The organism is Phaeodactylibacter xiamenensis (genome assembly GCF_000759025.1).
Lineage (GTDB): Bacteria > Bacteroidota > Bacteroidia > Chitinophagales > Saprospiraceae > Phaeodactylibacter > Phaeodactylibacter xiamenensis.
Genome location: NZ_JPOS01000035.1, coordinates 185138 through 202266, shown reverse-complemented (window position 1 = coordinate 202266; position 17129 = coordinate 185138). Strand labels below are relative to the sequence as shown.

The following is a 17129-nucleotide window of genomic DNA, read 5'->3' as shown; positions in this document are numbered from 1 at the left end:
GGGCTGGGATGCGTTAGTGAAGTATGGACAGTACACAGCAAAAGCGCAACCCAGCCTACCTTCCCATTGCAGACTACGGTGTTATTGGTAATCTTCATACCGTAGCCCTCGTTTCCAGAGAAGGCTCGATTGACTACTTACCCTTTACCCGTTTTGACTCCCCTACCCTGTTTGCAGCGCTGCTCGATAAGGAAAAAGGCGGCAGTTTCCAGATTTGCCCGGCAGATGACAACATCCGCATCAAGCAGCTTTACCTTCCGGATACGGCTATATTACTCACCCGCTTCCTGTCCGAAACCGGTATGGCGGAACTGACGGATTATATGCCGGTAAAAAACAAGGAAGAGGGTTGTGCGCTGGTCCGCACCCTGCACTGCATCCGCGGTAAACTGACCTTTAACCTAAAGTGCGCTCCCCGCTTCGATTACGGGCGGGAAGCGCCGGCCATTGAGCAGGAATCGACAACTTCTGTGCTATTGTCAAATCCGGTGTGCCAACTGTCTGTCCGCCTGCGCAGCAATACCGCCATGGAGGTCCGGGAGGATGGCGTTTACACCACCTTCGAATTGCAGGAAGGCGAACAGGCCACTTTTGTGATGGAGGCAGTGGAAGACCGGGACGCTGTCTCCCGGCCGGTCCGCTTTTTCCAGGAAGAGCTGCTGCAGCAGACCATGACTTTTTGGGAAGAGTGGGTCAATCAGACCACCTACAAGGGGCGCTGGCAAAGCACTATACGACGGTCAGCGATCACGCTCAAGTTACTCACCTCCTACCGTTATGGCTCAACGGTAGCCGCCGCTACTTTTGGGCTGCCCGAGGAGATCGGTGGGGAACGCAACTGGGATTACCGCTATACCTGGGTGCGGGACTCGGCCTTTTCCATGTACGCTTTTCTGCGGCTGGGGTTCCGGGATGAAGCCCAGGCTTTCATCAACTGGATTATTGACCGATGCAAGGAACTCGACCATGCCGGCAATCTGCGCCTGGTCTACCGGGTGGATGGTACGGACAGCCTGGAGGAGGAGAGCCTGGAGCATCTCGAAGGTTACCGGGGCAGCCAACCGGTGCGCATTGGCAATGCCGCCGCCACACAGTACCAACTGGACATTTTCGGGGAGCTGATCGACACCGTTTACCTCTACAACCGCTACGATAATTCCATCACCTTTGAGTTTTGGCAGGAGCTCCGGGAAATTATTGACTACGTGAGCGACAACTGGCAACGCGAAGGGCACGGCATTTGGGAAGTACGCAGCGGAGAGCAGGAGTTTCTTCATTCCAAGCTGATGTGCTGGGTGGCGCTGGACCGGGGTATCCGCATCGCCCGCGACCGGTCGTTCCCGGCGCCCAAGGAAAAGTGGCGGAAGGTGCGCAATGAGATTTACGAAGATATTTACTACAACTTCTGGAACGAGGACAAGCAGGCTTTCACGCAAGCCCGGGGCTCGGATGTCATAGATGCCTCTGCCCTGCTCATTCCCATTGTGCGCCTGCTCAGCCCCTATGAGAAGCGCTGGCAATCCACGCTTAAGGCGATCGAGGAGGAGCTTTCCGCCGATACGCTCATCTACCGCTACCGCACTACCGCCGGTGCTAAGGATGGACTAGAGGGTGAAGAAGGCACTTTTTCACTCTGCTCCTTCTGGTATATTGAAAACCTGGCCAAGGCTGGTCAGGTTACGAAGGCCAGGCTATACTTCGAGAAGATGCTTGGTTATGCCAACCACCTCGGCCTGTTCTCAGAAATGATCGCCCTGAACGGAGAACAGGTAGGCAACTTCCCACAGGCTTTCACGCACCTGGCGCTGATCAGTGCCGCGCTGCAGCTCGACTATATGCTGGATAATGGGGTGCAGTAGTGGGGGGCTTGAAAAAGAAGGGCGTACCACAGCCCCTCATTTGTATGCTGGAAAGTGGTTTGCTAAGCCCTCAGTGCATTGCTTACTTTTTTTTGCTCCTCTTTTCTCGTTGTATCATCTTGAGCAATGATAAACTCCTGTTTCTTAATGGTCAGTTTCCACCACAATCTTGCATTAATCAAATAACCTGAATGCTTTTCTAACTGGTAAGCCATTCCGATATTTGGCTCTTCTTTATCATTGATGACCCTGCTCAATTTTGTGTAATGGATGGACAGATCTTCTGCAAAGTCCTTCCGTGGCTTATTTAAGATTCGAATATACTCTTCAAGGTACTTGCCAAAGGTCTTGTCAAAAGAAAATACACCGGTATTGACATAGCGCTCCATTTGAAACCGGAGCCGCATGACATCCGCCAGGATCCGGTCTTGATCCGTCACTTCTCTGAGCCGCTGAAGTCGGATGGCTTTCATTTCTTCTGCCATTTGCTTTTCTTCCTCTGAAGTCAAATCAGCGGGGATCAACATGGACTCTGCGATTTCCTCGTCGGTGTATTTTTTCTTGAGCTTTTGGTATATTTCTTCGTATTTCATCTGTCGGTGTTTTTGAATCAGGCTTACTGCCCCTAAGCTCACTCCTCCCGCTTCAACCCATACCAATCCACATTCCGCGTCAGGTACATAATGACGGCCAGGATGAGCAACAGTCCGAGGCTGCCCATTAGCAGAGCGTAGTCCTGCAACTGCAGGATGGAGTAGAAAAAGCCGTATAGAATAGCCAGAATGCCAAAGACCATGACGGTCAGCTTGCGGTTGCGCAGCATAAAGTAGCTGTAAACGGTGATCAGCAGCAGAATGGCCGTGCAGGCAATCCAGTAAGCCGTATCAAAGCTCAGGTGCTCGGAGAAGGACAACAGCAGGATGTAAAACAGCACAATGCCCGCCCCCACCAGCAGGTACTGAATCGGGTGCAGCCGCTTGCGGTTGAGGATTTCGATGAAGAAAAAAGTCAGGAAGGTCAATAAGATGAAGTAAATGGCGTACTTGGCCGACCGCATCGTCTTCTGATACTCATCGATGGGCAGGAGCAGCTTCAAACCGAAGGTGCTGGCCATGCGCCGGACTGGATCAGTGCCGTAGTAAGTGGGATCCTGATCATTGCTCTGCACAAAACGCCCCACGCCCTGCTGCGGATAATTGCGGTTGAGCTGCAGCACCTGCCAATCGGCAGTAAAGCCACTGTCGCTCACCACCCGTTCGTCTGGCAGGAAGGCACCTTCGAAGCTCGGTGCCGTCCAGGTAGAAGACAGCTGTACCGTAGTTGTTTTGCCGAAAGGCGTAAAGTGCAGGTCAGTGCTGCCATTAAGGTTAAGATCGTAGGCGAAGCTGATATTGCTGTCAGCCCCCCGAGGCAGAGGAAAAGGCACACTTGCCCCGGAACTGTAGATGTTATTGGTGACCGTCCCCGGGCCGAGCTGCAGCGTGGTATCGTTGAATTGCACCGCGATGGCCGCCTCCACGCCCTTCATATCACTGATGCCAATGGTGAAAATGGCTTCTTCCCACTGCAAACTCTCTTCCGGCACGGATAGCGCATCTGCCCGCAGCCCAGAGAAATGCCCTCGGACAGCAAGCTGCGCATTGTACAGCACCACCACATAAATACCCCGGTAGCGCTTTTGGGGCAGCAGCTCCCCTTCTACTGCCAACGTGTCTGGCAGAAAATGAGCATAGCCGCGCTCCGTCACAGGCTTCCCCTCCGAATTGGTCAGCACCCGCTCGTAGGGTACGGAGAGCACCGGGCCGGCTACCGTCTGCGGGCCGCCCCATTTAGCGCTCACCTCTTCCACCGCATTATCGCGTATGCTTTCCCGCTCCATAATCAACGAATTGACCATACTGGCGGGGATCAGCAAAATCAGGACCAGCAGGCCTACGGTCAGCAGCTTGAGGGTGACGGAATTGCGGGCCCAGTTATTGAGGCGGTCGAAGAAGGAGGGGTTGGTCATGTTTGCGGGGTTGGTTTCCTTTCTCAAGATAGCATCTATTCTTCTTATGGGATCAGGTTAAGAGATAAATATCCCTGGTTTTCAAAACCGCAGCGCCCCACGCTTGAGATTCTTGGGAGACTATGGGGCTTTGAGCTGAAGGATCAAAGTGAGATTGAGCGTATTGATTGGACGGAGGGTTTCCCGCGCTCTATTCCTCAAACCCAGACCGTGGAAATAAAACGCTCTTTCCCCATACCGTATCAATGCAGGTACCATCCTGTAGAGTTTCTAAATAGGGCATGAGTTGAGTTTTAAACTTTTCTCAGCGTGTAGCGCTAAGAATTAGAAAAGAGTGAAAAAACAAAAGTCGTCATTATCATTACCTACCTTCGCTATCGTTTCAGCGCATTGGAGGAAAAAAGGGCAAGACGAAAACCTATATGACTAAATCGAGTTCGTGTATTGATCCAAGTCTGATTAGATGGATGGCATAAATTTTCACTAATAAGCCAAGAACCGCCTCGGGCTACAGCTTCTTCAATAATTTGTGACGATCCATCTGAGTGTTTATATCTGTGATCTACACACCACTCCCACACATTACCACTCATGTCGTAAAGTCCCAGTTGATTGGGGAACTTAAGTCCCACCGGGTGTGTCTGAGCTTGACTGTTTTTATCATACCAACCTACTTCCTTAAGTCTGTTGCTGCCGGCATAATTCAGCTTCTGAGCGTATACGCCTCCGATTGCTGCGAATTCCCATTCCGCTTCTGTTGGAAGGCGGTACTGCTTCTCTGTACGTTTGTTGAGCGCTTTAAGAAATGCCTGTACATCGTACCAGCTCACTTGCTCTACCGGTTGATTTTCTCCTTTAAAAAAGGATGGATTTTCACCCGTGATGCTATACCAAAGTGACTGTGTAACCAAATGCTTTGCCATGTAGAAGCCGCGTACCTGTTTCCTGACAGATGGCAGGTATTGTATTTTGGGCGTACTTCCCATCATGAATTCCCCGCCTTCTATCCACACCATCTCAAATGAGGTATCGTCCGGCAGCTTCTCTATGTAAAAAGATTGCGGCATTCACTGAGTTTATCTAGAAAATACAATAATTGAAAAACAACTAAGCATCAATTCCGAACGATTCGAAAGCCAATAAGGTCATCCCGTATATTCTTGAAATCATTATAACGCTTTAATAACAGGCATTCTTCTTCAATGCTATACCAAGACCCTCCACGAACTACTCGTTCATCCATTAATCGACCCTCTACCCAGGCACTACCATTTAAAGGAGCATCTTCATAATTTTTATGCCAGTGATCCGCGCACCACTCCCATAGATTACCATTCATATCATATATGCCTAATTTATTGGGTGACTTTAGGCCTACAGGTTGTGTTTGACCAACACTATTTTTTCTATACCAGCCTATTTCCTTCAACTTATTGCTTCCAGCATGTTGTAGCCCTTGATTAAATTTTCCTCCACGTGCAGCATACTCCCATTCAGTCTCGCTTGGTAAACGAAATCCTCTATTCATTAATATGTTAATCTTGTTGACGAACTTTAGTGTATCGATCCAACTGATATTCTCTACCGGTCGATTTTCACCTCTAAACCGTGCTGGATTTTCTTTCATGACCGACTTCCATACTGCCTGTGTCACCAAGTATTTTCCGATATAAAAATCAGGAACAGTGACAACTTGCTTTTCTGCACCACGCTCAAAAGTGCCACCCTCCACCCACACCATTTCAAAACAGGTTCCATCCGGCAGTATTTCTGTATAGTCCATACACTAATTTTCAAAAATTTCGAACGCTTTTACCCGCCGAAACATTCGTTAAGCTATTTGATGAATGTGAAGGGCTGGTAAGTGGAAATACTTAACTCTAAAATATCTTCATTTGCTCAGACTTTGTCTCCTAATTATGGCTCCTGCGTGGAATGCCAAGAAAGACGAAAGCCGATACTACTATTAGAGTGATCCGTGATGTCCACGAAGCGGTTTGAGGGTCGGCAATCATCACTAATGCTAACCCAAGATCCACCACAAACCACTCTCATATGGTTATTCTCTTCTGCTACCCAAGAACCACCACCATCTCCATAGGCGCTATCGTAACCATCATGCCAGTAATCCGCACACCACTCAAACACATTACCACTCATGTCACAAATGCCCAATTCATTGGGTAGTTTAAGACCAACTGACTGCGTTTGACCATTGCTATTCTCGCCATACCACCCCACTTCCTTCAGCTTATTACTGCCGGCATATTGCAATCCTTCGCTACGTCTTCCTCCCCGAGCCGCGTACTCCCACTGGGCTTCGCCAGGCAAATGATATTTTTTCCCGGTAAAACCATACAATTTCTTTAAAAAGACCTGTATGTCCTTCCAATTCACCTGCTCCACCGGATGATTTTCACCTTTAAAGCGTGATGGATTTTCTTTCAGAATCGCCGTCCATACCGCCTGGGTTACCGGAAATTTCCCAATATAAAAATCAAGAACAGTGACAACTTGCTTTTCTTTTCCACGCTCAAAGGTGCCACCCTCTACCTTGATCATCTCAAACGACACACCTCCCGGTAAATGCTCTTCATATATCTCCGGCTGTGGCATACTATCGCTTCAGGTTTTTAATCTTTTCTTTTAGCTCGTACGCTTTTACATCCGTACGGCGTAACACGCGCAGTTGCACCAGTTTTTCCAGGCTGGCTTCAAGGCGGTCTTCCGGCAGGCTTTTCTGGATGGCTTCTTGGTACGCCTTATCTACTTCTTTCGTTGTAAATTCCTTTTTCCCCAGGCGGGCGATGGCGAAAAGCACTTCGGCTTCTTGTTCTTCAAAAGTATATTTCAGGTTTCATTGCCGTACACTTTTATTTTACGGGAAGTTCTTTGAAAATTGGAAAGAAAGATTTAAAGCATGCCTGACATAAAATCGGACAGCCCTCAGTCCAATCTGAAACACGGACAAGCTATCGATTCGGTCTTTACGGCAGAATTTACCCAACTGGGCTGAGGTTCGGGCATCAAACTCGAACAAGATACAGATGATGAAAGCCAGGCTAGCCACGATCAAGAGATTGAACAAGGTTTGAGGCTCTTCAATCCTGGTTTTATGAATGTGGAATCCGCGAGATTTGATATCGCCGAAAAAGGTTTCAATGTGATACCTCTTTCGGTAATATGTTTCGGCTTGCGGGCCATATTCCAAGCTGGTCAACAGATACAAAGGTCGGTCATATCGGGTCCGGTCATGCCAGAACAAGACATTGACTGGCCCAAACCCTTGCTTAGTCACATACATTTGGGGCAGGAACAAGCTTTTTTGACCGATACTTGCGGCCAAATGGCCAAAAGCCGAAGCATTCTCCATGTTCGGATGATCGGCTACCAAAGTATCCTTCGCCGTTTTTAGCACGTACTCCCAACCGTGAGCCAAACAAGACTGTTGCAACTCGCAGCCGTCGAATTCGGCATCTCCCAGCAGGAAAATCCGGCAATCCTGTTCCAGGATACTGTCCATAAGCATCGCCACTTGACCGATAATGGCCACGTGCATGTGTTCCGGGAAATGGCCTTTGGGAGCTTTACGAACTACCCAACAAATGGGAATGGCTCGCCTGCGCCAGATTACACTGACCATCAGCGCCATGCAGTCTTTGCCCACACAGGAGCCATCGATGGCCAGAACTAACTCTCCAGCCTTGCTCAGAGAGTGGAGAATCGGAAGAAGGTAGGGTATAAAGTGTACCGTGACATCGGTCCACTTATTTTGCAACCAACGCTTGGCCTTCTTGACCCGACTTTCCAGGTCAGTGGGGTCTTCCATATGGCGGCCCAACTCTGATAAAGATGCCCGGCCACCTTTGATTAAGGCACCTAATAAACCAGATAAGACGGTTAATCGACGCAAGGCGTTGCCTTGTGGAACCTCAGATTGATGCTTTATCAACCATTTTTTAGATCTTTGCAGAACGGCATTTTGAAAGGGTTTTCTGCAAAGATTTTTAAAATCTCAGAAAACCCTTATTTTTTCTGTCTCTCTTTCCAAACTTTCAATGAACTTTTTGCCGAGCTAAAAGTGTACGGCAATGAATTTCAGGTTAGGAGAAAATTCGAAAAGTAGCATAAAGAGCGCATAAACAACCTGTTTTTCTGAATCACTGAACAAAAGAATCTCGACTTCTTTTGCTATAAAAGACAATATATCACGTATCGACAACTCCATTAAGTTGGTAAGCTTAATAGAAGTCGCTTTCTTTTGCCCTGAAGTATCTTCACTCAACTTCAGTAGCCGGCGCTGTTCGTTTTCTGGCAGAGGTCGTTCTTTAAGTTGAATGTTCTCGTTTATTAAATTGAGCGTTTTTTCATCTAAAGCAACTCCTTTGTTAGCTAAGGTTTCCTCTAGATAAGCGGCAAGGATATCTTTCTGATTTTGCTTATTCATACGATCCATTTGATTGAAAAAAGTATTAATTAGGTTGGATAGAGAAGTTGCCCATTATGATATAGCCGAATTAAGCTTTTAATATCATTATCTGCTCGGAGAGATCTACTTATACCTCGTTGGATAGCGACTATAAGGTCCCTTTTAGTATAGAGTCCCTTATAAAAACCAGCAGCAAATTTACGGGCCGCTTCTGAGATTATTTCTTCCGTAGTACCTATTGCATAAATTCCAGACTTGCTGATTGCAATGGCTTGTTGCTCACTATGGCAAGCATTTAGTACTACTAAGCTGATAGAAGGGCATACTTTTTTAAATTCAGCAAATTGAATTTCTAGTTCCTTGGCAGTTACAATGTCTGCTTTGTTCTTACCTTCACTGTGTAATACAATTCCCCCTGATTCTATTGACCCAGAGGGTGTAATCTCTTCTTCTTTGGCATGACCACAAAAATGGATGATGTGGGGTTCAGTATCTTCTATTGCATCAATCAAGTCGTCCCAACCGATCGCTTTCTTATCTGATAATGAGTAGCTCTTATTATCGATAGCATCACTTAGCTTTTCCTTTATAAAGGACAATTCATCCCTCCAGCTAATCTCTTCATCTGTTGGATTCGCCTGCAAAAACAACACCTTCACCATTTCCTCTCCCAAATCAAATGAGGTATCCACCTCTACGACCTGCTCGCCTAACATCTTTTCTTTTTCCATTTTTCGCAGTACCTGCTCCTTATCCTTACCTTCGCTTGGGTGGGAGAATCGCTCCTGCTGCCGGGTTTGCTGGAAGATTGCCAGTTCTTCAACATCGACCAATGTGCCATTTTCCGCCGGTATTCTATCCTGCTTCCAGCCCTGCAGCTTTTTGGTCTCCACGTAAGCCTTACCATCCCGGCTGACGTACTCCTGCACCTCATCGTGTTGCAGTTCTTCCAGCGTATTTCGGATTTTGCTGAGCAAAGCCAGGTTCTCCTCTTTGGTGATCACATGTATAGCCTGACCTTCCGCACGCACTAAAGCATACCCGCCTTTGTCTCGCAGTAATATGCCAAACTGCCAAATGTCTTTTACATCGGCTTGTGCTTGTGTGCGCACGACGAAGCTTTGAATGATACCGTAGTGCAGAAAATCGTGCGCATAACGGACGTAAAGCAGCGAATGATCGCGATTTTCATCTAAAAACACTTCTGCCGCCACAGACACTTTTTCCGGCATCATTTGCGGGGCAAAGAATTGGCGCTCCGCAAAAGGTACAGATTGATCCTTTTCCTGCTTGGTCTCAAAGCATATCTCACAGCTCAGCATAAAGCTGGCTAGCATTTCCTGCTCTGCCTGGCTATAGTTTTTCGCCGCCCAGATGGCTTGCAGATCTTTACCCGTGAAAGCCCCTTTCTGCTCATTTTTCAAGCGATGGTAATGCCCGGATTTCCGCTCAAAAATAGCGTAGATGGCTTTAATGGCCCAGCCCTGATCCAAGATGATAGCATCCTGGAAAAAGCCTTTACGATAAAAAACAACGCCCGAGGTGACCAGCCAATCCGTTAGCTTTTCCATGGGGGCTTCCACATCGTAATCTGAAGCTATATCCAGATACTCTTCCACCGAGAGCACTTTGTGGCCGGCTTTGTATAATTCCCGCAGGTGCTGCCGCAGGCTTTCCCAGTTTTTGGGCAGTTCCTGCTTTTGCCCCATCCGCTCTATGGCTTCCTGTATCATCAGGCGCAGGCGGTTGAAGCGATTAGTGCCCCAGTCTTCTTCCCTGGAGTCAATTTCTGTGAAATCAAGAGGGCCATATTTGGCCTGTAGTTCGTTCTGCATGGGGTGATACAGCGTACCCTCCGCCTTCATCTTGGTCTTCACGACAATGGCCGGGCTTTTGCCGCCCAAATGACGGACATAGTGCAGCCAGTAACCCAAGGAGAAGTTTTTGTAATACCGTTCTGCCCCCGCTTCGTTGATGGTGCTGTATGAGTTATTATCCGGTTGGGTCGCTTCATCCCATAGCACCAGATAGATGGCGTTGGACTGCATAAACAGACGATGGGTGGCGTGGTAGATATCCTGTCCACCGAAGTCCCATAAGTTGAGCACGTAGGGGAAATCCTCTACCGCGTATTGTTCCAGTGCTACTCCTTCGGTAGATAGGTGGCGTTTTTCGAAGCTATCGTATACCAGCCGCTCTACCAGGCAGGTTTTGCCGACCCCGCCATTGCCTACTAACAGCACCTTGAATTCTTTATTTTCAGTACCGCCCTTTTGCAGGTCTAACCAAAAGCGGTGCATGAAATCCAGGCAGTTGGCTTCCCTGTTGACTGATGTAATCTTGGTACTGGGGAAAGGGTTATCTTTTAAATACAGCCGCTCCAGTTTGGGGAATTTTTGCAACAGCACGGCTCCGAAGTCCGGCAGCTGATTGCCGCTGAGATCCAGGTGTTCCAGCTTTGGCAAGGTACCCGCAGGCACGAAGCTTTTTAGCTGATTCCTACTCCCGTCCAGCCACTTCAGCTGCTCAAAGCCGTCCGGCAGCTTAAGCGCATCTACGGCGCTGTCGCTAAAATCCAGATGCCATAGTTCTGGCAGGGCGGCTTCAAAAGTCAGGCTGCGTAACTTAGCATTATCGCTCAGGTTGAGGTATTGCAGTTTAGAAAGAGACTCGGGGATGACAACCTCTTCCCGCTCGTTTTCGCAAAAGCAGATACCGGTGATGTTGCCTTCCTCATCCGTGCAGTAAGCGTTATTGGCGTGAAACTGCCGCAGGGTGGGGATGTCGGGCTGTGGACTAAAGCTGGTGCCGAATAGTTGTTCCAGTTGCTGGGCTGGGACCATGTTGTTGAGCGTTTTGTTTTTTCAAAAAAATTCGAGCGCTGCGCGCTAAGAGTAAGCAATAAGGGTAAAAGAATAAAAGTGACCGAGTATTAGTACCGGGCAAGACGAAAACCAATATTGAAGTTCCGGTTATTCGTAAGGTACCAGTAGCGGAGCGACGGGCGGCAACTGCCATCATAGTCGTCCCAAGACCCGCCACGAACCACTCGCCTATGTTTTTCTCCTCCTGTTATCCAGGCACTTCCATCCACGGGAGCACCTTCATAGTTTTCATGCCAGTGATCTGCGCACCGCTCCCATACATTACCGCTCATATCGAAAATGCCTAGTTCATTCGGCAGTTTCAGCCCGACCGGCTGAGTTTGACCATTGCTATTCTCGTCATACCATCCCACTTCTTTCAGCTTTTTGCTACCGGCATATTGCAGCCCCTGATTATATTTCCCTCCACGCGCAGCATACTCCCATTCCGCTTCGCTAGGCAGGCGAAATGCCTCATTTACCAGTTGATTGAGCTTTTTTAGGAATGCTTGTGTATCATGCCAGCGTACTCGATCTACCGGATGCGCTCTACCCCTAAATCTGGCGGGATTATCACCCATTACTGCTACCCACTGTTCTTGTGTTACGGGATGTTTGCCAATATGAAAATTAGGTACTTTTACTTCGTGTATTGGTTTTTCTCTTTCGCGTTCCTCACTGCCCATCATAAAAGTACCGCCCTCTACCTCTACCATTTCAATCTTTGTACCTCCAGGGAGGAGTACATCGTAGTCGCTTTTGTTTTGGGTGGAAGTGGTGGTCATTTTATGTTTTGAGCGTGAGAAAAGCGGCGTTCCCCATTTTGGTACTAACCGCGTTTCCGTTTCGATGTATTCGCCTTCGGTGAAGAAGACAGGGCTAAGGCTCGTACTAAACGCTAGCACGCTTACAGCGGCAGTTTTGGCGCTGCAACTCTGGCTAATCAGTTATTTCTAGTACCGGGCAAGACGAAAACCAATATTGTTGTTTCGGTTATTCGTATTGTTCCTGTTGCGGTTCGACGGGCGGCAATTGTTATCATTGTTGTTCCAAGACCCGCCACGAACCACTCGGGTGCTTAAACAGCCCAACCCTATGCTTGCGAAGATACCAAAAAATGTTATATTCTAATCTAGTGTTATTTCCAAACCGAATGTGCCCCAGCCATGCATTTAATTGGTTTTCTAAGTCCTGTGGACTTAGCTTGCCGTTTTCTTTAAGCCGGAGGTTACTTCGTAAGTACCTTCGATACCGGCTTATCTTTTCTTTGCGTACATAACAATAGTGCGGATACACCTGAAAGCCTAAGAATGGGATACCGTCTTTGGTCTGATGTATCTGTGTTTTATTGGGATGCAATATTAACCGCAATGAAGCCAGATAATCCGAAACAGCAGTCTCCCAACGATGAATCTCCCTTTTGTCATGACCAAGCAATACAAAATCATCCACATACCGAATATAGCCTGGCACCCGCAGCTCTTCTTTTACAAAATGGTCAAAACGATTCAAATAGACATTGCCCCAAAACTGGCTGGTGAGATTACCAATTGGTAAGCCTTTTCTCCTTTCGAGTGGTGAAAATAAGTCATCGCCAGCAAACCACTGCAAATGCGGTTCCTGTTGATTTGAATTGTCAATGATGGTATCAATTAGATGATTCGTCCTTTGGCACTTAACTTTTCTTCGCAACTCCCGTTTGAGTACTTTATGGTCAATGCTCGGAAAAAACTTTCGAATGTCGCATTTAAGGACATAGGGATGCTGCTTTGCATATTGCTGGTATCGTTTTATAGCTCTATGCGTTCCCTTGCCTTTTCGGTTAGCATAAGAATCGAATATAAAAGTTTGTTCAAAAACAGGTTCAATCACATTGCATAGAGCATGGTGTACCACTCTATCTCTATAGGGTGCAGCACTTATCATTCGCTCTTTTGGGTCGTAAATATAGAAGGTGCGGTAGTCCCCTGGTTGATAAGAGCCATCCTGTAATTCTTCCTGCAATAACAACAGATTTTCTTCCAGGCGGAAGTGAAATTGAGCGACGGTTTGTTTATACCGCTTACCCTTTTGGGCTTTCTTGGCAGCTTCCAATAAATTGTCGAACGAAGTAATCGTATTGAATAACCGTTTTACCGTTTTCATAATGAAAAAGGATATTATCACTCAGAAAGTCTATGAACTGCTGAAGTTTGCAATTCCAACCCTGAACAAATTTCCTAGAAATCAGAAATTCACTTTGGGAGACCGTATACAAAGCCAGCTTTCAGATTTACTGGAGTTGTATATTGAAGCCTATTATTCCAAAGTTCCTCAGAAACGCCTTTTACTTGCAAAAGCAAATGTAAGCCTTGAAATTCTCCGCCACTACTTCCGTTTGTGCTACGAACTTGGCTTATACCACTCTGGGAAATATGAGGCATTTGCCACTCGACTCAATGAAATCGGGCGAATGACTGGTGGATGGCTTAAATCACTGGAAAAATAAAAATTTTCGAGCGCTGCGCGCTAAAACAAGAAGAGGGTAAAAGAATAAAAGTGACCGAGGGTTAGTACCCACCTCCGCTACCGCTCCGGCGGGTGGTACCGGGCAAGACGAAAACCAACATTGAAGTCTCGGAGACTCGCATAGTTCCCGAAGCGGCTCGACGGGCGGCAATCGAAATCATCGACGACCAAGACCCGCCACGAACCACTCGGCTATCTTTATCCCCTCCTGTCATCCAGACACTGCCACCTGCAGGGGCTCCTTCATAGTTTTCATGCCAATAATCTGCGCACCACTCCCATACGTTGCCACTCATATCATAAAGCCCAAGTTCATTCGGCTGTTTCAGGCCCACTCGTTGCGTTTGACCGTTACTATTTTTGCTATACCAGCCTACTTCTTTCAGTTTGTTGCTACCAGCATATTGTAGCCCCTGATTGTTTTTTCCTCCGCGACCTGCATCCATAAGGATGTGCCTGCCTCCGCGCGCGGCATATTCCCATTCCGCTTCGCTGGGCGGGCGAAATTTTTTGCCCTCACACTGATTGTTCATCCACTCGCAAAACGCTACTGCGTCTTTCCAACTTACACCAACTATGGGGTGATCCGGATGCATCAGGGCTTTACCCAGTTTTTTGTAGTGATTTTCGTTACCCGTCTTGATGTTGTACACACTGCCTTCATCCATCCACTCCGGGTGGTGGCTATCCGTTTCTTTCACGAATGCCAAATACTGCCTTACGGTGACTGGGTATTTTCCGATGTGAAAATCGGATAGGCTGACTTCATGTACCGGTTTTGCGCTATCGAACTCCTCATTACCCATCATAAAAGTGCCGCCTTTCACCTTTACCATTTCGAGCTTTACATTGCCGGGGAGGAGTACACTATAGCCGTTTTTGTCTTGGGTAGGAGTGGATATCATTTTGTTTTTTGAGTGAGGCTGGTTGTTCCTGCAATGTTTTGATAGTTCATAAGAAAAAGCAATATAAGCAAAGGGATGGAATATTGAAAGTAGGTGTCTGTGATTAGAGCAAACGCACCAAATATCGGCGACTTAGGCGGCGATTTTGGAATTGCGGCCTGAGCCAGTGCTGTCAGGTCGCCCCCGTATAGCTATCGGGGCTAAAGCCGCCACCTGACTTAAAGTAAAACAAAGTCAATTTTGGCTCCGATAGCGATCAGAAGCAGCGGAAGGCTCTACAGGCTTAACCTGCCCGACAGCCCGAAGCTGCCGGACAGGGCGAGGGAAGCAAGTAGCGTAATTTTGCCAAATGGGATACCTTTAGTCACCCCTCCGCCAACCCATACTGCAGCCCAATCCGCACCAGCCCGGCCGTATTGCGTGCGCCCAGCTTGACCAGGAGGTTGCGCCGGTGCGTCTCTACCGTAGCAAATTTGATGGACAGCTTTTCGGCAATTCCGGCGGTGGTGTATTCGTGGATAATCAGCTGCAGGACCTGCCGCTCGCGGCGAGTCAGCACCGGGAGTACCGGGTGGGCTTCCTTTGCCGGTGCGGCGCTCAGGCTGTCCATGACGGCTTCTGCTACTTCGGGACTGTAGTAGCGCTGCCCGGTCCCGACTTTACGGATGGCTTTGAGGAACTCATGCGTATCGGCGCTTTTGAGCAGGTAGCCGGCGGCGCCTTCGCGGAGCATGGCTTTGACCATACTGGCTTCCTTAAGCGTAGACAGGGCTAAAACAGCAAGGGCAGGAAACCGGTGGTGCAGCGCCCGGCAGGTTTCCAGCCCGTTCATGCCTTCCATGTTAATGTCCAGCAGCACCACATCGGCTTCGACCTGCTCCAGGAGCTTGAGGGCTTCTTTCCCATCATTGGCGGTGCCTGCGCATTCCAAATCATCGGCTTGCGCGAGGGTGAGCTTCAGCCCGTCTACCACCAGCTGATGGTCATCTACGATTAGTACCCGGATCATGGTTGCTTTTACTTAGGTGTTTGACGGACCTGCCTGCCCGCCCACCTGCGGTATGGCAGGCGGGCAAGCAGGAATAAAATCCGATTTCCAATTAATCAAACAGTGCATTCAAGTCCAACGCACTATCCACCAAGCCCAGACTGTGCTGATTGGTCTGTAGCCCATGGGTAGTGACCAGCGTGATGAAGACTTGTTTTTTGGTTTTAGACACGGTCTTGAAGATATGGCGTTTTCGCTCCAATTGCTCAGCGTAGGATTTGTTGATGGTAAAGGGCTCGTTATAGAATTTGAGCTCGCACAAATTGATAACGCTGTCATTTCTGTCGATGAGCAAATCTATTTGAGTACCCGGCAGCTCGTCATTGCCCGCGAAGGTAAAAGAAACCGCTTCGGAGTAGATACCCCCAATTTGAAGTGCCTTCTTGATTTGGTAAATGTGTTTCAGGCAAAGACTCTCGAAGGCATATCCCGACCAGGATTTGTATACCGGAGTCTGGCTAAGACTTTTCCACATGCCACGTTCCTGCACCTGCTTCCTTTCTATAAAGTGCAAGTAAAAAAGGGAGTACTCGTCAGTGAGGCGATAAAGCATTTCCTTTTTCCGCTTCCCGAACGGATAATAAGAAGAGGCAAAACCAGAATGAATCAACTCGCGCAGTATTTTGGACACGGTGCCTCCTTCTGATAGCCCGGTTTGAGCTACTATTTGTTTCCGTGTAAGGCCTTTCCACTTTTTGCCCAATGCCCGGACAACCTCAATATGACGGTCTGCTTTTTCAAAAAGAGCCGGATAAAGGCTCGTAAATTCATCCCGCAACAAGCCTCCCTCCGAGAAACATATATCATCAATATTCTGCGCCGCGCTCTTCCCTGCTTTCACCTCTTTGAGGTAATGCGGGATACCTCCCATAATCATGTAAAGTTGGGCAATCTGATAGCGGTTAAGATGAACATTCCGGTGCGTCAAGTAAGCTTCGGTTTCCGACAAGGTAAACGGCTTGAGATAAATACGTTTGGTGATACGATTGTGCAGTCCGCCACGGTTTTGAACGACTCGCTTGATCATCCAAGAGGCTGCAGACCCACAAATAATCACCAAAATGTTGTTTTTAGAAGCCCAGTTGTTCCAGAAAAACCCGAATGCTTCCAAAAATCCGGATTTGCGAGAGGCCAGCCACGGAAGCTCATCAAAAAAGAGCACCCTTTTACGAGATACGCCGTTGTCGTTCTTCAGTACCGTAATCAGTTGCCGAAAGGCTTCCAGCCAGCTTGCGGGAGTTGGCAAAGCCACATTATCACCGGCAAGATCTTTCAGCAAAAAGTGGAAGTTTTCGATCTGAGGCTTGGAGGTGGTGTTCTGAATACCCGTCACCTCCAGGTCAATCTTCCCCTGCAGTACGGTGCGTACCAGGAAGGTCTTTCCAACCCTTCTTCGCCCAATGACCGCTACCATCTCTGGCTCATCGGATGCATAAGCATTCAGCAGTACTTGCTTCTCCTCTGCCCTTCCAACCAATTGCAACATATGATTCTATTTATAGCCAGCG

Annotated in this window: 17 protein-coding genes; 2 read left to right on the top strand and 15 right to left on the bottom strand. The window is 48.1% G+C overall.

What is annotated here, in order from left to right; genetic code table 11:
- Window positions 1–23: 23 nt before the first annotated feature.
- Window positions 24–1859 carry a glycoside hydrolase family 15 protein gene (locus IX84_RS14495; protein ID WP_044222097.1) on the top strand — a complete coding sequence of 612 codons (1836 nt, stop codon included), beginning with the start codon at window positions 24–26 and terminating at the stop codon, window positions 1857–1859.
- 62 nt (window positions 1860–1921) lie between these two features.
- Here IX84_RS14495 and IX84_RS14490 read toward each other — a convergent pair whose 3' ends face one another.
- From IX84_RS14490 to IX84_RS14440, 12 genes are all read right to left on the bottom strand, one after another.
- Window positions 1922–2452 carry a hypothetical protein gene (locus IX84_RS14490; protein ID WP_044222094.1) on the bottom strand — a complete coding sequence of 177 codons (531 nt, stop codon included), beginning with the start codon at window positions 2450–2452 and terminating at the stop codon, window positions 1922–1924.
- A 38-nt stretch (window positions 2453–2490) separates the two neighbouring features.
- A complete protein-coding gene (creD, locus tag IX84_RS14485) occupies window positions 2491–3867 on the bottom strand; it encodes a cell envelope integrity protein CreD (RefSeq protein ID WP_044222092.1) in 1377 nt (458 codons plus the stop codon).
- 374 nt (window positions 3868–4241) lie between these two features.
- Window positions 4242–4934, bottom strand: coding sequence for a formylglycine-generating enzyme family protein (locus IX84_RS14480; RefSeq protein ID WP_052516019.1), 693 nt, complete (start codon window positions 4932–4934; stop codon window positions 4242–4244).
- Between the two features lie 47 nt (window positions 4935–4981).
- Window positions 4982–5650, bottom strand: a complete 669-nt coding sequence (locus IX84_RS14475) for a formylglycine-generating enzyme family protein (RefSeq protein ID WP_052516018.1) — start codon at window positions 5648–5650, stop codon at window positions 4982–4984.
- A gap of 134 nt (window positions 5651–5784) precedes the next feature.
- Window positions 5785–6483: a formylglycine-generating enzyme family protein gene (locus IX84_RS14470; protein WP_044222089.1), complete on the bottom strand. Its 699-nt coding sequence runs from the start codon at window positions 6481–6483 to the stop codon at window positions 5785–5787.
- A 1-nt stretch (window position 6484) separates the two neighbouring features.
- Window positions 6485–6688, bottom strand: a complete 204-nt coding sequence (locus IX84_RS14465; RefSeq protein ID WP_044222086.1) for a hypothetical protein — start codon at window positions 6686–6688, stop codon at window positions 6485–6487.
- Between the two features lie 57 nt (window positions 6689–6745).
- A complete protein-coding gene (locus tag IX84_RS14460; RefSeq protein WP_044217682.1) occupies window positions 6746–7819 on the bottom strand; it encodes a transposase in 1074 nt (357 codons plus the stop codon).
- Between the two features lie 123 nt (window positions 7820–7942).
- Window positions 7943–8314 (bottom strand): hypothetical protein, encoded by a 372-nt coding sequence (locus IX84_RS14455; RefSeq protein ID WP_044222083.1) that lies wholly within the window; start codon window positions 8312–8314, stop codon window positions 7943–7945.
- 29 nt (window positions 8315–8343) lie between these two features.
- Window positions 8344–11139, bottom strand: coding sequence for a COR domain-containing protein (locus IX84_RS14450; protein ID WP_044222080.1), 2796 nt, complete (start codon window positions 11137–11139; stop codon window positions 8344–8346).
- An 89-nt stretch (window positions 11140–11228) separates the two neighbouring features.
- The gene (locus tag IX84_RS14445; RefSeq protein WP_052516017.1) at window positions 11229–11945 is read right to left on the bottom strand and encodes a formylglycine-generating enzyme family protein; all 717 of its coding nucleotides are present in this window, start codon (window positions 11943–11945) and stop codon (window positions 11229–11231) included.
- Between the two features lie 168 nt (window positions 11946–12113).
- Window positions 12114–12230 carry an SUMF1/EgtB/PvdO family nonheme iron enzyme gene (locus IX84_RS34605; RefSeq protein WP_160213779.1) on the bottom strand — a complete coding sequence of 39 codons (117 nt, stop codon included), beginning with the start codon at window positions 12228–12230 and terminating at the stop codon, window positions 12114–12116.
- Window positions 12199–13305 carry a reverse transcriptase/maturase family protein gene (locus IX84_RS14440; protein WP_044222077.1) on the bottom strand — a complete coding sequence of 369 codons (1107 nt, stop codon included), beginning with the start codon at window positions 13303–13305 and terminating at the stop codon, window positions 12199–12201. Before IX84_RS14440 ends, IX84_RS34605 begins: the two co-directional genes overlap by 32 nt.
- Before the next feature lies 1 nt (window position 13306).
- Between IX84_RS14440 and avd the strand changes: the two genes are divergently transcribed.
- Window positions 13307–13648, top strand: a complete 342-nt coding sequence (gene avd, locus IX84_RS14435; RefSeq protein WP_044222074.1) for a diversity-generating retroelement protein Avd — start codon at window positions 13307–13309, stop codon at window positions 13646–13648.
- A 61-nt stretch (window positions 13649–13709) separates the two neighbouring features.
- On the opposite strand, the gene IX84_RS14430 is transcribed toward avd, so the two are convergent.
- The 3 genes from IX84_RS14430 to IX84_RS14420 form a co-directional block, all read right to left on the bottom strand.
- Window positions 13710–14573, bottom strand: a complete 864-nt coding sequence (locus IX84_RS14430) for a formylglycine-generating enzyme family protein (protein WP_052516016.1) — start codon at window positions 14571–14573, stop codon at window positions 13710–13712.
- A gap of 364 nt (window positions 14574–14937) precedes the next feature.
- The gene (locus tag IX84_RS14425) at window positions 14938–15582 is read right to left on the bottom strand and encodes a response regulator (RefSeq protein ID WP_044222071.1); all 645 of its coding nucleotides are present in this window, start codon (window positions 15580–15582) and stop codon (window positions 14938–14940) included.
- A gap of 91 nt (window positions 15583–15673) precedes the next feature.
- Window positions 15674–17107, bottom strand: a complete 1434-nt coding sequence (locus IX84_RS14420) for an AAA family ATPase (RefSeq protein WP_044222067.1) — start codon at window positions 17105–17107, stop codon at window positions 15674–15676.
- Window positions 17108–17129 lie beyond the last annotated feature (22 nt).

What these genes read in the sequence shown, in the direction of transcription:
- IX84_RS14420 (WP_044222067.1), bottom strand. Translation starts at nt 17,107, where the DNA reads ATGTTGCAATTGGTTGGAAGGGCAGAGGAGAAGCAAGTACTGCTGAAT.
- IX84_RS14445 (WP_052516017.1), bottom strand. Translation starts at nt 11,945, where the DNA reads ATGACCACCACTTCCACCCAAAACAAAAGCGACTACGATGTACTCCTC.
- creD (WP_044222092.1), bottom strand. Translation starts at nt 3,867, where the DNA reads ATGACCAACCCCTCCTTCTTCGACCGCCTCAATAACTGGGCCCGCAAT.
- IX84_RS14455 (WP_044222083.1), bottom strand. Translation starts at nt 8,314, where the DNA reads ATGAATAAGCAAAATCAGAAAGATATCCTTGCCGCTTATCTAGAGGAA.
- IX84_RS14480 (WP_052516019.1), bottom strand. Translation starts at nt 4,934, where the DNA reads ATGCCGCAATCTTTTTACATAGAGAAGCTGCCGGACGATACCTCATTT.
- IX84_RS14430 (WP_052516016.1), bottom strand. Translation starts at nt 14,573, where the DNA reads ATGATATCCACTCCTACCCAAGACAAAAACGGCTATAGTGTACTCCTC.
- IX84_RS14470 (WP_044222089.1), bottom strand. Translation starts at nt 6,483, where the DNA reads ATGCCACAGCCGGAGATATATGAAGAGCATTTACCGGGAGGTGTGTCG.
- IX84_RS14450 (WP_044222080.1), bottom strand. Translation starts at nt 11,139, where the DNA reads ATGGTCCCAGCCCAGCAACTGGAACAACTATTCGGCACCAGCTTTAGT.
- avd (WP_044222074.1), top strand. Translation starts at nt 13,307, where the DNA reads ATGAAAAAGGATATTATCACTCAGAAAGTCTATGAACTGCTGAAGTTT.
- IX84_RS14425 (WP_044222071.1), bottom strand. Translation starts at nt 15,582, where the DNA reads ATGATCCGGGTACTAATCGTAGATGACCATCAGCTGGTGGTAGACGGG.
- IX84_RS14490 (WP_044222094.1), bottom strand. Translation starts at nt 2,452, where the DNA reads ATGAAATACGAAGAAATATACCAAAAGCTCAAGAAAAAATACACCGAC.
- IX84_RS14495 (WP_044222097.1), top strand. Translation starts at nt 24, where the DNA reads ATGGACAGTACACAGCAAAAGCGCAACCCAGCCTACCTTCCCATTGCA.
- IX84_RS14440 (WP_044222077.1), bottom strand. Translation starts at nt 13,305, where the DNA reads ATGAAAACGGTAAAACGGTTATTCAATACGATTACTTCGTTCGACAAT.
- IX84_RS14475 (WP_052516018.1), bottom strand. Translation starts at nt 5,650, where the DNA reads ATGGACTATACAGAAATACTGCCGGATGGAACCTGTTTTGAAATGGTG.